A 14,515-nucleotide genomic window follows, 5' to 3' on the forward strand; every position below is an offset into this window, starting at 1 on the left:
CGCACCCGTCCGGGGCGGCGGGTCCGGGTGCGTCACGCGTCGTGCACTCGCTCCGCGGCGACGTGCGCGTGCGCGCCCCAGGGACCCGTGTCGGCGTCGCGCGGCACCTGCCGCGCCGGGCACGCGAAGCTGTGGGCGCCCGACCCGACGCGCCGCACCTCGTCGGCGCCCGGCAACACCACCTCCGCCGACGCCCCGGGCGGCACCGCCAGGTCGAGGCGGAACTCGTCGTCGTCGAGCCGCCACGCGACGTCGACGCGGCCGTACGGGGTGTCCTGCGCCACCGTCGCCCACGTCACGCCACCGCCGGGCCGCGGGGCCACCCGCACCACGCGGTAGCCGGGAGCCGCGGGCGCGAGGCCGCCGAGCACGCGGCGCATCCAGTCGGCGATGCCGGCGAACACGGGGTGGTTGAACGACAGCATGTCGCCGGGGTTGAGCGAGCCGTCCGCGACCAGCGAGTCCCAGCGTTCCCAGAACGTCGTCGCGCCCCGCCGCACCGCCCAGCGCCAGCCCGGGATCCCGTCGTAGGCCAGCAGCCGGTACGCCAGGTGCACCAGGCCGCGCTCGGCCAGCACGTCCATGAGCGCGTACGTGCCGGGGTAGCCGGCCTGCACCTTCCCCCGTCGCCGGAGCAGCAGCACGAGACGGTCCAGCGCGGCGCCGCGCTTGCCCTCCGCGAGCGCACCCACGGCCAGCGCCAGGGCGTACGCCGTCTGGGAGTCGGAGACGACGAGCCCGTCCGCGGTGGTGTAGCGCGCGTCGAAGAACGCGAGGAGGCGGTCGAGCACGCTCGACATCTCCCCGCGGACGGCCTCGTCGCCCACGCTCGCCGCGGCGGCCGCCGCCAGCCGGGCCGAGCGGATGGCGCCGAGCGTCATCACCACGTCGTACTCGGTGAGCCCGTTCTCCGGGTTGTCCGGCGGCGCCGTCGGGTCGAGCCAGTCGCCGAACTGGAAGCCGGGCGAGGGGAACCCGGCGAGGACCTCTCCACTCACGCAGCGGACCCACGCCGCCATCGACGGGAGCTGGCGCGCGAGCGCCCCGAGGTCCCCGAAGCGCTCGACCATGGTCGCCGGTGCCATGCAGGCGGCGTCGCTGAACACGGCCACCGGGTAGTCACCGGGGAACGGCTCCAGCGGGACCGCGGGGACCACCATGGTCGGCGAGCCGTTGGGCCGCTGGTCGCAGGCGAGGTCCTCCAGCCAGGAGTCGAGCAGGCCGGAGGTGTCGTACAGCGACGCCGCGGTGGGCGCGTAGTGCGCGGCGTCGCCGATCCAGCCGAGCCGCTCGTCCCGCAGCATGCAGTCGGTGGGCACGTCGAGCATGTTGTCGCCGATGCCCCGCACGGCGTTCTCGTGCAGCCGGGTCAGCTCGTCGTCGGAGGACGAGAACCAGCCCGTGCGCCGCACCGCGTTGCGCACCAGGCGCCCGACGAGCTCGTCGCGCACCACCACCCCGGCCGGGTCGTCGACCTGGACGTAGCGGAACGAGCGGAACGTGAAGGACGGCTCCCACACGAGCTCGCCGGCGGCGCCCACCGTCACGCGGTCCGTGTTGCGGGCGGTGCGCTGGGGGCGCACCCCCAGCTCGCCGTCGTCGAGCACCTCGGCGAAGCGGAGCGTCACGACGCTGCCGGGCCGGCCGCGCAGCCGCAGGCGGACGTGCCCGGTGATCACCTGGCCCAGGTCGGCGACCGTCGCGCCCGAGGGGGTGGACAGCCACGCCCGGACCGCCACGGCGGCGACCGCGCGGATGGCCGGGAACTGCGGCCCGACGAGGCGCGCCGGCGGCAGGGGCCCGAGGTCGACCGGCCGCCACCGCGAGTCGTCGAACCCCGGCCGGTCCCATCCGGCCGGCTCGTCGTCGGCGACGAAGGTCTCGCCGTCGTAGAACGACGTTGCGGCGATGCCGCCGCTGCCGGCTCGCCACGCGCCGTCGCTCGTCACCACGGTGACGGTGCCGTCCGCGGCGGTGAGCTCGAGCTGGACGACGAGCCCGGTGCGGTCGCCCGAGGTGTGCCGCAGCCCGCCCTGCCACCACCCGAGCCGGCCGGCGAACCAGCCGTCCGCCAGGCGCGCACCGATCGCGTTCGCCCCTGCGTGCACCAGGTCCGTCACGTCGTGGACCTGGTAGCGCAGCCGGTGCCGGTAGCTGGTCCACCCCGGCGCCAGCCGGTCCTCGCCGACGCGCACGCCGTTGAGGAACAGCTCGTACACGCCGTGCGCGGTCGTGTACAGGCGCGCGCGCACCACGTCGCCGACGACGAAGTCGCGCCGCAGGTAGGAGCAGCGGTCGTCGCCGTCCCGGGCCGGCAGGACGAGGCTTGCGTGCCAATCGCCGCGCTCCAGCAGCCCCGCCTCGATCCGCAGCGGCGCCGACCAGTCGCCCGTCCCGTCCGGGCCCGTGACCCGCACCGCCACGTCGACGACGTCGCGCGACGCGAGCGGCTCGAACGGCCACGCGACGAGCACCTGGTCCGGCCCGGTGGCCGGCGGCGCCTCGCGCCACGGCTCCCCCGGCCGCCGGATGCGCGCCTGATGGGCGCTCTGCACCCACCCGTCGGTGCCGCCGGCCACCTGCCAGGACAGGCGGGGCCGGGCGACGCCGACCACCCCGTCGGTGACGTGCTCGGCGCGCAGCGCCGTGACGTGCGGCATGCGGTCCCCTAGCCGGCGACGACGGCGGCCCGGGCCCGCTCGTAGGCGGCCACGAGCCGTGCCTGCACCGCCACCTCGGCCGGATCGGCCACCGCGAGGTCCGGGTGCTCCCGGCGCCAGGCGAGGATCTGGTAGACCTCCCGCTCGAACACGCGGCTCGGCCGGAAGCCCGGGACGTAGCTGCGGATCTTCGTGGTGTCGTAGACCTCCGAGTGCGACAGGTCGCCGTCGAGCAGGCCCGACCAGAACCAGTCCGGCTCGGCCAGCATGATGAGGTCGGTCGGCAGGTGGAGGATCGTCGGCTCGACACCGAGCGCGTGCCCGATCGCCTGGTAGATCTGGTTCCAGCTGAGGACGTCGTCGCTCGTGATGTGGAACGCCTCGCCGAACGCGCTGCGCCGTCCCAGCAGCCCGACGAGCCCGACCGCCAGGTCGGCGGCGTGCGTGAAGGTCCACAGCGACGTGCCGTCGCCCTGCACCACGACGGGCTCGCCGCGCTCGATCCGGTCCACGACCGCCCAGCCCCCCGCGAGCGGCGCGATCGCCTCGTCGTAGGTGTGCGCGGGCCGCACGATCGTCACCGGGAACCCCTGGCGCGCGAACGCGTCAAGGAAGACCTTCTCGGCCTCGACCTTGTCGCGCATGTAGGCGTGCTCGGGGTTGTGCGCGTAGGTGGACTCGCTGACCGGACCCTTCGGCAGCGGCCGGTGGTAGACCGACGCCGACGAGATGTGCACGTAGTGGCTGTTGACGCCGGTGAACAGCTCGACGTTGCGCGCCGCGCCCTCGGCATCGAAGCAGAGGAAGTTGACGACGGCGTCGAAGTGCCGGTCCCGCAGCGCCGCGCGGACGCTCGCCGGGTCCGTGATGTCGCCGGTCAGCACCTCGACCCCCGCGGGCAGGGGGCGGAGCCGCGAGCTGCGCCCGCGGTTGAGCACGCTCACCGCGAGCCCCTGGGAGACGGCCTCCGCGACGCAGGAGCCGCTGATCGCGCCCGTGCCGCCGACGAAGAGGACGGAGAAGTAGTCGCTCATGGCCGTGGCGCTCACTCGCTCAGCGGGGCGCCGGAGTACCAGTCCTCGAACCCGACCTCGACGACGCTGATGAGCACGTCGTCGTGCCGGACGCCGGCGGCCTCGAGGTGGCGCGCCACGGCGGTGTACATCCGCTGCTTCACGTCCGCCGGGAACATGTGGACCATCGTCACGCGGATGAGCACCAGGTCCCGGCGGTCGGCCCCGCCGAAGTCGGGAGAGAAGACGATCTCGCCCTCGTCGTGCGGTCGGTAGACCTGGAACAGGTCGTCGGCGGGCATGTCGAGACCCTCGATGAGTCCGGCGTGGATCGCCTTCGAGATCGCCTCGCCCTTGGCCTGGAAGAGGTCGCGCCGGAGGTCGACTTGGATCATGGGCATCGTGCTGTGTCTCCTTGGTTACTTGAGGGCGCCGGCGGACAGGCCGCGCTCGAAGTTCTTCTGCATGAGGACGTAGGCCAGGACGGTCGGGACGGCGGTCATGACGGCGGCGGCGAGGATCTTCGTCTGGTCGTTCGTGTACTCCCCGACGAAGAACTGGGGCAGCAGCGTGACCACCTGCCTGCTGCGGTCCTGGAGGAACACCAGCGGGAGCAGGTAGCTGTTCCAGGAGTTGATGAGCGTCAGGACGACGACGGCCGACGCGATCGGCCTGGTCAGCGGCAGGACGATGTGCCAGAACGTCTGGACCACGCTGGCGCCGTCGATGCGCCCGGCGTCGATGAGCTCCGTCGGGATCCCGTCGAAGTAGTTGCGCGTGAGCAGGATGACGAACGGCAGCTGGAGCGCGGCCAGCGGCAGCACCACGGCGGTGAGCGTGTTGTACAGGTGCAGCTGCGTCGCCGTGACGAACAGCGGCGACAGCAGGATGACCTCGGGCAGCGTCAGCGCCGCCAGCATCAGCCAGAAGTAGACCTCCTTGCCGAAGATGTGGAGCTTGGAGAACCCGAACGACGCCGTCATCGACAGCACGTAGACGATCGCGATGACGCTTGCGGCGAGGATCGCCGAGTTGCGGAAGAACGTCGGGATCACCCCGGTGTCCCAGACGACGACGAAGTTGCGCCAGCCGATGCCGCCCAGCGCGCCGATGACCATCTGCACCAGGGGCAGCAGGAACGGGACCGTCAGGAGGAACAGGACGACCTGGAGGATGACCCGCGAGCTGCGACGACGGAGCTCGAACATCAGGCGCTCGCCCCCTTCCGGTTGGCGCGGCCGATGACGAGGGCGCCGGCCACCGCGAGCACGAGCAGGACGATCGAGATCGCCGCCGCGTAGCCGATGTGCGCCTGCCGGATGCCCATCCGGTAGATGTACGTGCCGAGGAACTCGGTCGAGTGGTAGGGCCCGCCCGTCGTGACCAGGTAGGGGATGTCGAAGGTCTTGAGGGCCCCGATGAAGCCGAGCATCGCGAGCGACACGGTGGTGCCCCGGCAGCCGGGCCACACGATGTACCACAGCGTCCGCAGGTTGCCGGCCCGGTCGAGCCGGGCGGCCTCGAGCAGCTCGGGCTCGATCTGGCTCATCGCGGCGTAGTAGAGGATGAAGGTCAGGCCGGTCCACTGCCACACCGTGATGAGCATGAGCGCGGGCAGTGCTGTCTTGCCGTCCGCGAGCCACGGGTGGGCCAGCGACCCGAGCCCCACGTGGCGCAGGATCCAGTTCGCCATGCCGTCGTCGGCGTAGATGAGCCGGAACACCGGCGCCATCGTCGCCGGCGCGAGCACGGTCGGGATGAAGATGACGACCTTGTGCAGCATCGCGAACCTCACCCGCGAGTGCATGATCGCCGCCAGGACGAAGCCCAGGGCCGTCTGGACGGTGAAGGTCACCACGTAGAAGACGGCGGTGTGCCGCAGCGCCGCCCAGAACACCGGGTCGGCGAACATCTTGGTGAAGTTGCCCAGGCCCACCGCCTTCGCCGTAGGGGCCAGGCCGTCCCAGTCCAGCGTCGAGATGTAGCCGGTGTAGAAGACCGAGTAGTAGATGAGCCCGACCACGAAGACGAAGGCGGGCAGGATCCAGGGCAGGCCGTTGAGATGCGTGCCGTGCTTGCGGCGGCGCCCGTCCGCTTCGGCGGCGCGGCCGGCTGTCGTCGTGGTCGTCAGTGACGTCGTCGTCATGGTGTCCCCTCCAGGCCGGCGCTCCGGCCGGGCGCGCGCAGGGTGACCCGCGCCCGGCCGGAGCCCCGAGGTCCGTCAGCCGTTGCTCTGCTGCGCCTGCTGCAGGGTCTTGGTGGCCTGGTCCGGCGTGGCCTGGCCGGCCGCGACGGTGGACAGGGCCTGCATGAGCGCCTGGTTCATGTCGGCGTTGATCGTCGCGAACCGGGGGTTGTCGGTGACCGCGGAGGCGCGCTGGACGAGGTCCTTCTCCGGGCCCTGCTGCTTGTCGGGGTTGACGAGCTTGACGTTGTCCCAGTTGGGCGTGACCGACTTGAGCGCCGGGATGAGGTTGAGGCTGTCGGCGATGGCCTGCTGGCCCGCGGTCGACGTGCCCATCCAGACGGCGAACGCGGTGGCCGCCTCCTGGTTGGACGACTTGGCGCTGACGCCCTGGCCGTAGTCCACGTCACCGAAGAGGCTGCCGGTGTTGCCCGTGCCCGCGATGTCCGGGAAGTTGATCGGGATCATCGTGAACGGCTTGTCGGTCGAGCCGGCCGCCTGCATCGCGGACTGCATGACGTTCGGGATGAGGTACTGGCTGTACCACGTGCCCATCATGACCATCGCGTACTTCTGGGACATGAAGGCGTTGTTGGCGTCCGGGTACTGCATCTGGCCGAGCGCACCGTCCTGCATGATCCCGTCCGTGAACAGGCCCTTCCAGAGCTGGAAGGCCTTGACGAGGTTCGGGTCGGTCCACGGCACCTCGCCGCGCGTCGCCTTGATGAACGTCCCCGGGGAGACGTTGTCGGCGATCGCGTGGAGCGTGTCGATGTTGAACGCGCCCTGGTTGGCGCCCTGGACGAAGCAGCCGACGTTGTTCTTCTTGAACGTCGCGCAGACGTTCTTCCAGTCGTCGTACGTCTTGGGCGGCGTGAGGCCGTACTTGTCGAAGAGGTCCTGGTTGATCCAGATGGTGCCGGCGAACACGGCGCCGGCGGCCAGGGCCTTGAGCTGCCCGTCGACGGTCAGCGCGGAGACGCCGGTGGTGGCGAGCTTGCTCTTCCAGTCCGACCCGAGGGCGGCCTGGACGGCGGGGGTGAGGTCGATCGCGCTGCCGCCGAACACGGCGACGCCGCCGTTCGCCGAGCCCGCGGACATCTGGTAGACGTCCAGGCCCGAGCTGTTGCCGAGCGCCGGGCGCACGGCCGCGTCGTAGTCGTCGATCGAGGTCTGCTTCCAGGTGACCTTGATGTTCGGGTAGTCCTTGTTGAACTGGGCGATGTACTGCTCGTTCACCGGCGAACCGGGCGTGTAGCCCCACCACACGACGTTGCCCGACAGGTCCTTCGGCGCCACCCCGCCGCCGGTGGTCACCGCGGTGGGAGCCCCGGTCGAGGTGCCCGTGCCGTTGGTGCTCGTGCTCACGCAGCCGGCCAGGGCGGCCATGGCGAGCGACGCGACGGCTCCGAGGGCCACCGCCTTCGTCCTGCCTGCTCGTGGTGCTAGCGACATCTCGCTTCCCTTTCTCGTCATTGAGGCATTCGCTGCGGGGAGAGATCTCCGCGGATCTGGTCGAGCGCGGGGCTGCGGCACCGTGGGTACCGCGCCTCAGCCCGTCCTCCTCGACGGGCATGGAAACTTTCGTTTCGGCTTTCTGTGGACGTCACGCTAGCCGAGGGCGCCCGCGGGGGCAAGAGGCACAAACCCGACACGCCCCGAAACGTTGCCGGATCGCAACATGAAGGGACGAGGCGCGGTGGACGGCTCGTCCGACGCGGCGGGCGCACGCCGGCTGGCGGCCGACCGGCGGCCGTTCGCGCGAAGGTCAGGCGGGAGCGCTACCGCGGGACGCGGGCGGTGGACTCGCGGACGATCACCGAGGAGGCGAGCTCGATGTGCTGCGCCGGACGCGACGGGTCGCGGGACAGCTCGATGACGATCCGCGTGGCCTCGCGGGCCATGTCCGCCAGCGGCTGGTGCACCGTCGTCAGCTGCGGGGAGATCCACTGGCACAGCTCGACGTCGTCGAAGCCGACGACGGACAGGTCCTTGGGGATCCGCAGGCCGCTCTGGCGGGCGGCCTGGTAGACGCCGTACGCCTGCTCGTCCGAGCCGCTGATGATCGCGGTGGGCCGCTCCGGCAGCGCCAGCAGGTCCAGGCCGTGGCGCACGCCGCCGCTGACGAGCGAGTCGCCGTACCGCACCAGCGCCGGGTCGTAGGCGATGCCCGCCCGCTGGAGCGCCGAGCGGTAGCCGTCGAGGCGGTCCTGGTGGCAGGACAGGTCGATCGGCCCGGTGATGACGGCGATCCGGCGGTGCCCGAGGCCGATGAGGTGCTCGGTCGCGTCGCGCGCACCCGCCCAGTCGGTCGCCGCCACGGTCGTCAGGTTCTGGTCGCCGGCGCCCACGGGGTCGACGAGGACGATCGGCATCCGCAGCCGGTCGAGCTCGGCCTGCGCGGCGGGCAGCAGGCGTGACACGACGAGGACCACGCCGTCCGAGCCGCGCTCCGCGAGGTGGTCCAGCCAGTCCGGCGCGCCCACGGGGTTGCCGTGGGTCGTCGTGACGACGAGGTCGAAACCGAGGCGCGCGGCCTCGTTCTGCGCGCCGCGCAGCAGCGCGGTGGCCCACTGCGTGTCGAGGCTGGAGATGACGAAGTCGATGAGTCCCGAGCCCTGGACGCCACGGCCCCGACGCCGGTACCCGTGCTCCGACAGGAGGCGCTCCACCTCGCTGCGGGTGTGCGGCGAGACCCCCTTGCGTCCGTTGAGCACCTTCGAGACGGTCGGCACCGAGACGCCCGCCACCGCCGCGATCTCGGCGATCGTGACCGGACGGCCGTTCATGCGAGGACCCCCTTGCCGCAGGTCGGGCGGAGGTTGACGCCCGGCATCACGCTGCTATCGTAGCGGCCGGAAACTTCCGACGAAAGTTGCTCTACTGGCAAGGGGGCCAGATGGTCCGGGCGGTGCGCTGGGGGATCCTCGGAGCCGGCGGCATCGCCGCCACGGTCGGGGCCGACGTCGTGGCCTCCCCCGGCAGCCTGGTGGCGGCCGTGGCCTCCCGGGACCTCGACCGAGCCGTCGCCCTCGCCGAGCGCCTGGGAGCGGCCCGCGAGTACGGGTCGTACGACGAGCTCGTCGCCGACCCCGGCGTCGACGTCGTCTACGTCGCCACCACCCACGCCCAGCACCACGCGGCCGCCCTGGCGGCGCTGCACGCCGGCAAGCCCGTGCTCGTCGAGAAGCCGCTCGCGCTCAACGCCCGCCAGGGTCACCAGATCGCCGAGGCAGCGGCCCGGCGCGGGCTGCTGTGCCTCGAGGGCATGTGGACCAGGCTCAACCCGACCGTCCGGCGGATCCGGCAGATCGTCGAGTCCGGCGAGATCGGCGAGCTGAGGGCGGTCCGGGCGGACCTCTCGCACACGTTCGACTACCACCCCGCCCACCGCCTCTTCGACCCCGCGGTCGGCGGCGGCGCGCTGCTCGACCTGGGGGTCTACCCCGCCGCGGTGGCGTGGCTGCTGCTCGGCCGTCCCGACGACGTCAGCGCACGCGCCACGCCGGCGCCCACCGGCGTCGACGCAGCGGACAGCATGCTGTGGACCTACGCGGACGGCCGGTGCGCGCAGCTGACGTGCTCGGCGGTGAGCGAGGCGGGGTCGACCGCGACGGTGATCGGCACCCGGGGCTGGATCGAGGCCGCCGGGCCGATCTTCCGCACCGAGGAGATCACGGTGGCCACCGCGCAGGGGTCGCGGACGGAGCGCCACCCGCTGCCCGCCGGGAACGGCTACGGGCTCGAGGTGGCCGAGGTGGAGCGGTGCCTGCACGCGGGCGCCACCGACAGCCCCGACATGCCGCTGGCGGCGAGCCTCGGCGTGCTCGAGGTGCTCGACGAGGTGCGTCGCCAGACCGGCGTCCACTACCCGGGTGAGGAGGAGTGATGGGACTGCTCGAGGGCAGGCTCGCCGTGGTGACGGCGGGCACCGCCGGCATCGGCCGCGCCACGGCGCGCCGGTTCATCGCCGAGGGCGCGGACGTCGTCGTCGTCTCGCCGTTCCGGACCGAGCTCGACGAGACGGTCGCGGCCCTGGGGCCGCACGCGATCGCCGGGCCGGCGGACGCGGCGGACCCGGACGACCTGGACCGTCTCGCCGCGCAGCTGCGGGGGCTGGGGCGGCCGGTGGACACGCTGTTCGTCAACGCCGGCCGCGACGTGCCGGCCACCGCCGTCGTCGACACCACGCCGGAGCAGTTCGACCGCGTGAGCGACCTCAACTTCCGCGGCGCGTTCTTCACCACGAAGGCCCTCGTCCCGCTCATGCGCGACGGCGGCACGATCGTGCTCACCGCCTCCATCGCGGGCAGCAACGGCGGCCCGGGCCACGCCGTGTACAACGCGACGAAGGCGGCGGTGCGCTCGCTGGCCCGCACGCTCACCGCGGAGCTGCGCGACCGGCGCATCCGCGCCAACGCGATCAGCCCGGGGCCCACCGGCACCGCCGGGTTCTCCGACTTCTTCGCCGGCGACGCGGAGGTCATCGCGCAGGTCGCGGCGCAGATCCCGGTGGGGCGCATCGCCGACCCGAGCGAGATCGCCGCCGCGGTGCTCTTCCTGGCGTGCGACGAGTCGAGCTTCGTCGCCGGCGCGGAGCTCGTCGTCGACGGCGGCATGAGCCAGGTCTAGGAGGATCGCACCATGCCGCTCGTGACGCTCGAGGTCGCCGACACCGTCCCGCCGGCCACGCGCCTCGCCTACGCCGACGCCGTGCACCGCGGGCTCGTGGAGGGCCTCCACCTGGACGCGGGTGACCGCTTCTGCGTGATCCACCCGCTGCCGGAGGACCACCTCATCGCCGACCGGCACTACCTTGGCGGCGAGCGCCGTCACCCCCTGTACGTGCGCGTCCAGGCGACGCACGGCTGGGGCGTCGCCGACAAGGAGGCGGCGTTCCAGGCGATCGCACGCAACCTGCAGGCCGAGGGCGTTCGCCCCGACGACGTCTTCGTCGTCATCACCGACAACCACGTCGGGGACTGGTACCCCGGCGCCCGTGGCACGAAGGGCTGATGCTGTGACCAACCACGAGGAGCGAGCGCGCGAGGTCCTGGCGGGCCTGTCGCTCGAGGAGAAGCTGGCCCAGCTGGTCGGCGTGTGGGTCGAGGCCGGCGGCGGCGCCGAGGTCGCCCCGATGCAGGACGCGATGGAGCAGGACACCCCGCCCTTCGAGGAGTTCGCCAAGCACGGGCTCGGCCAGATCACGCGGTTCTACGGCACCCGGCCGCTCGAGCCCGTGGCCGCCGCGAAGGCGCTGCGCGAGCGCCAGCGCTGGCTCGTCGAGCACACCCGTCCCGGCATCCCCGCCATGGTGCACGAGGAGTGCCTGACCGGCCTGTCCGCCTGGCAGGCCGCGACCTTCCCCGCTCCGCTGGCGTGGGGCGCGTCGTTCGACGCCGACCTGGTGCAGGCGATGGGCCGCGCGATCGGCGACACCATGCGCTCGCTCGGCGTGCACCAGGGCCTGGCCCCGCTGCTGGACGTCGTCCGCGACGCCCGCTGGGGTCGCGTCGAGGAGTGCATCGGCGAGGACCCCTACCTTGTCGGCACGGTGGGCACCGCCTACGTGCGCGGTCTGCAGGACGCCGGGATCGTCGCGACGCTCAAGCACTTCGTCGGCTACTCGGCCTCGCGCGCGGGCCGCAACCTCGCCCCGGTGTCGGCCGGGCCGCGGGAGGTGGCGGACGTGCTGCTGCCCCCGTTCGAGATGGCCGTCCTCGACGGCGGGGCGCGCTCGGTGATGAACTCGTACGCCGAGATCGACGGGCTGCCGGTCGCCGCGAGCCGGGAGCTGCTGACGCAGACCCTGCGCGACCGATGGGGCTTCACCGGCGTCGTCGTCGCCGACTACTTCGCGGTGGCCTTCCTGGCCACGCTGCACGGCGTCGCGGACGGCCTGGCCGACGCGGCGGTGCAGGCGCTGACGGCCGGGATCGACGTCGAGCTGCCGACCGGCAACGCGTACCTCCAGCTGGCCGACGCGGTGCGCTCCGGCGCGCTCGACGAGGCGCTGATCGACCGGGCAGCGCTGCGCGTCCTGACCCAGAAGGCCGAGCTCGGGCTGCTCGACGAGCGGTTCGACGAGGCCGGCGCCGACCCGGGACCTCTCGACCCGGCGGAGCACCGCGCGCTGGCGTCCCGGCTGGCGGAGGAGAGCGTCGTCCTCGTCGCGAACGACGGGACGCTGCCGCTGGCGCAGGCCGCGCGCGTGGCCGTCATCGGCCCCAACGCCGACCGCGCCGAGGCGCTCTTCGGCTGCTACTCCTTCACCAACCACGTGCTGCCGAACTTCCCCGACGTCACGCTCGGCATCGACGTGCCGACGGTGCTCGCCGCGGTGCGGGACGAGGTGGCCGACGTCACGTACGCGCGCGGCTGCGGCGTGAGCGAGGCGGACCGCTCCGGGTTCGACGAGGCGGTCGCCGCCGCCGCGGCGGCCGACGTCGCCGTCGTGGTCGTCGGCGACCAGGCCGGCCTGTTCGGGCGCGGCACGTGCGGCGAGGGCTGCGACACCGACGACCTCGAGCTGCCCGGCGTGCAGCGCCCGCTCGTCGAGGCTGTGCTCGCGACGGGCACGCCCGTCGTGCTCGTCCTCGTCACCGGCCGGCCCTACGCCGTGGGCTGGGCCCTGGACCGGTGCGCGGCCGTGCTGCAGGCGTTCTTCCCCGGCGAGGAGGGCGCGGCGGCGATCGCCGGCGTGCTCACCGGACGGGTCAACCCCTCCGGCCGGCTGCCCGTCAGCCTGCCGGGCTCAGGCGGCGCGCAGCCCTACTCCTACCTGCACCCGCCGCTCGGCGGCGCGTCGTCGGTGTCCAACCTCGACCCGGCGCCGGCCCGGCCGTTCGGCTTCGGCCTCTCGTACACCACCTTCACGCACGAGGACCTCGTCGCCGTCCCGAGCGTCGCCACGGACGGCGTCATCGAGGCCACGGTGCGGGTGAGGAACACCGGCACCCGGGCCGGCGCGGACGTGGTGCAGCTCTACGCGCACGACCCGGTCGCCTCCATCACGCGGCCCGCGGCCCAGCTGCTCGGGTACGCACGCGTGGAGCTCGAGGCCGGGCAGTCGACGGAGGTCCGCTTCCGCGTGCCGACCGCCCGCCTGGCCTTCTCCGGTCGCGACCTGGTGCGCGCCGTCGAGCCGGGTGCGATCGAGCTGTGGGTGGGGCCGTCGTGCGAGGTCCGGGAGACGCAGGCGGGCACCGAGCTCGTCGGCGACCGGCACCCCGTGACGACGGCGGACGCCCGCTGGACCGAGGTCGCCGCCGGCACCCCGGCGCCCGTCGCCTGAGAGGACGTCATCGTGCACGAGGTCGTCGTCCCCCGCCCCGACCGCTACGCCCACCGCACGTCCCGCACCGTGGTCACGGTGCTCGACGCCGCCGGCCGGCCCGTCGCGGACGCGCAGGTGCAGGTGGAGCAGCGCCGCCACGAGTTCGGCTTCGGCAACATCGGGTTCGACCTGATCCCCCTGGCCAACCACGAGCGGGAGGTCCGCCGCAACGTCTTCGGGGGTGCGCACGAGAACCTCGAGCGGCTCGCCGAGCTCTACCTGGACCTCTTCAACGCCGCGACGCTGCCGTTCTACTGGCGCTCGTTCGAGCCCGAGCGCGGCCGGCCCGACACGGCACGCCTGCGCGCCACGGCCGAGTGGTTCGCCGCCCACGGCGTAATGGTCAAGGGCCACCCGCTGCTGTGGCACACGCTCGCCCCGCAGTGGCTGCTGCCGCTGTCGGACGACGAGGTGGAGGCCGCGATCCGGGCGCGCATCACCCGGGACGTCACCGACTTCGCCGGCGTCATCCGCACGTGGGACGCCATCAACGAGGCCGTCATCCTGCCCGTGTTCACGGCGGAGGAGAACGCCGTAACGCGCCTCGCGCAGCGCGAGGGCCGCCTCGCCATGGTGCGGCTGGCGTTCGAGACGGCGCGGGCCGCCGACCCGGGCGTGACGCTGCTGCTCAACGACTTCAACATGTCGCCGCCGTACGAGCGCCTGGTCGAGGAGTGCCTGGCGGCGGGCGTCCGGATCGACGCCCTGGGGCTGCAGTCGCACATGCACCAGGGGTACTGGGGTGAGGAGAAGACCCTCGACGTGCTCGAGCGCTTCTCGCGGTTCGGGCTCCCGCTCCACATGACGGAGACGACGCTGCTCTCGGGCCACCTCATGCCGCCCGAGATCGAGGACCTCAACGACTACCAGGTGCCGGACTGGCCCTCCACGCCGGAGGGCGAGGAACGGCAGGCCGACGAGGTGGTGCGGCACTACACGACGCTCTTCGCCCACCCCGCGGTGCAGGCGGCCACGTACTGGGGCCTCACCGACGACGGCTCGTGGCTGGGCGCTCCCTCGGGCTTCGTCCGCAGGGATGCGACCACCAAGCCGTCGTACGACGCGCTGCACGCCCTGGTCAAGGGCGAGTGGTGGCTGCCGGCGCACGCGGTGGCCACCGACGCCGCGGGGAGCTTCGTCCTCGACGCCTACCGCGGCGACTACACCGTCACCGCCGCCGGCGACGTCGGTTCCGTCACGCTGGCCGCGGGCTCGCCCGCCGTGACGGCCCGCCTGGCGCCGCGCTGAGACGGCGGCGGGCGGGCCCCCTGCGCTCCCCCCCTCGCGCAGGAGGCCCGCCCGTCGCAGGGCGTGCCCGCAG

Annotated in this window: 12 protein-coding genes; 5 read left to right on the top strand and 7 right to left on the bottom strand. The window is 73.0% G+C overall.

Features of this window, described 5'->3' with window-relative positions:
- Nucleotides 1-32: 32 nt before the first annotated feature.
- The 7 genes from BGO37_RS12935 to BGO37_RS12965 form a co-directional block, all read right to left on the bottom strand.
- A complete protein-coding gene (locus tag BGO37_RS12935; protein ID WP_291755493.1) occupies nucleotides 33-2,660 on the bottom strand; it encodes a family 78 glycoside hydrolase catalytic domain in 2,628 nt (875 codons plus the stop codon).
- 8 nt (nucleotides 2,661-2,668) lie between these two features.
- On the bottom strand, nucleotides 2,669-3,709 hold the full coding sequence (locus tag BGO37_RS12940) for an NAD-dependent epimerase/dehydratase family protein (RefSeq protein ID WP_291755494.1): 1,041 nt from the start codon (nucleotides 3,707-3,709) through the stop codon (nucleotides 2,669-2,671).
- Nucleotides 3,706-4,074, bottom strand: a complete 369-nt coding sequence (locus BGO37_RS12945) for a tautomerase family protein (protein WP_291755496.1) — start codon at nucleotides 4,072-4,074, stop codon at nucleotides 3,706-3,708. The genes BGO37_RS12940 and BGO37_RS12945 overlap by 4 nt, the downstream gene beginning before the upstream one ends.
- Nucleotides 4,075-4,092: 18 nt before the next feature.
- Nucleotides 4,093-4,881, bottom strand: a complete 789-nt coding sequence (locus BGO37_RS12950; protein ID WP_291755497.1) for a carbohydrate ABC transporter permease — start codon at nucleotides 4,879-4,881, stop codon at nucleotides 4,093-4,095.
- Entirely contained in the window at nucleotides 4,881-5,819 is a 939-nt protein-coding gene (locus BGO37_RS12955) for a carbohydrate ABC transporter permease (protein WP_291755498.1), read from the bottom strand. Before BGO37_RS12955 ends, BGO37_RS12950 begins: the two co-directional genes overlap by 1 nt.
- A gap of 75 nt (nucleotides 5,820-5,894) precedes the next feature.
- Nucleotides 5,895-7,277, bottom strand: coding sequence for an ABC transporter substrate-binding protein (locus tag BGO37_RS12960; protein WP_291755499.1), 1,383 nt, complete (start codon nucleotides 7,275-7,277; stop codon nucleotides 5,895-5,897).
- 362 nt (nucleotides 7,278-7,639) lie between these two features.
- A complete protein-coding gene (locus tag BGO37_RS12965) occupies nucleotides 7,640-8,647 on the bottom strand; it encodes a LacI family DNA-binding transcriptional regulator (protein ID WP_291755501.1) in 1,008 nt (335 codons plus the stop codon).
- 110 nt (nucleotides 8,648-8,757) lie between these two features.
- Here BGO37_RS12965 and BGO37_RS12970 point away from each other — a divergent pair, with 110 nt between their 5' ends.
- From BGO37_RS12970 to BGO37_RS12990, 5 genes are read left to right on the top strand one after another with little or no spacing between them, the layout of a single operon-like run.
- Nucleotides 8,758-9,747, top strand: coding sequence for a Gfo/Idh/MocA family oxidoreductase (locus BGO37_RS12970; protein WP_291755503.1), 990 nt, complete (start codon nucleotides 8,758-8,760; stop codon nucleotides 9,745-9,747).
- Complete coding sequence (locus tag BGO37_RS12975; protein WP_291755505.1) at nucleotides 9,747-10,490, top strand: SDR family oxidoreductase; 744 nt, start codon at nucleotides 9,747-9,749, stop codon at nucleotides 10,488-10,490. The genes BGO37_RS12970 and BGO37_RS12975 overlap by 1 nt, the downstream gene beginning before the upstream one ends.
- A 12-nt stretch (nucleotides 10,491-10,502) precedes the next feature.
- On the top strand, nucleotides 10,503-10,874 hold the full coding sequence (locus BGO37_RS12980) for a tautomerase family protein (RefSeq protein WP_291755507.1): 372 nt from the start codon (nucleotides 10,503-10,505) through the stop codon (nucleotides 10,872-10,874).
- A gap of 4 nt (nucleotides 10,875-10,878) precedes the next feature.
- Nucleotides 10,879-13,152 (top strand): glycoside hydrolase family 3 N-terminal domain-containing protein, encoded by a 2,274-nt coding sequence (locus tag BGO37_RS12985; protein WP_291755508.1) that lies wholly within the window; start codon nucleotides 10,879-10,881, stop codon nucleotides 13,150-13,152.
- A 12-nt stretch (nucleotides 13,153-13,164) separates the two neighbouring features.
- On the top strand, nucleotides 13,165-14,442 hold the full coding sequence (locus BGO37_RS12990) for an endo-1,4-beta-xylanase (RefSeq protein WP_291755510.1): 1,278 nt from the start codon (nucleotides 13,165-13,167) through the stop codon (nucleotides 14,440-14,442).
- Nucleotides 14,443-14,515 lie beyond the last annotated feature (73 nt).

This window comes from Cellulomonas sp. 73-92 (assembly GCF_001898175.1).
Classification (GTDB): Bacteria; Actinomycetota; Actinomycetes; order Actinomycetales; family Cellulomonadaceae; genus Cellulomonas.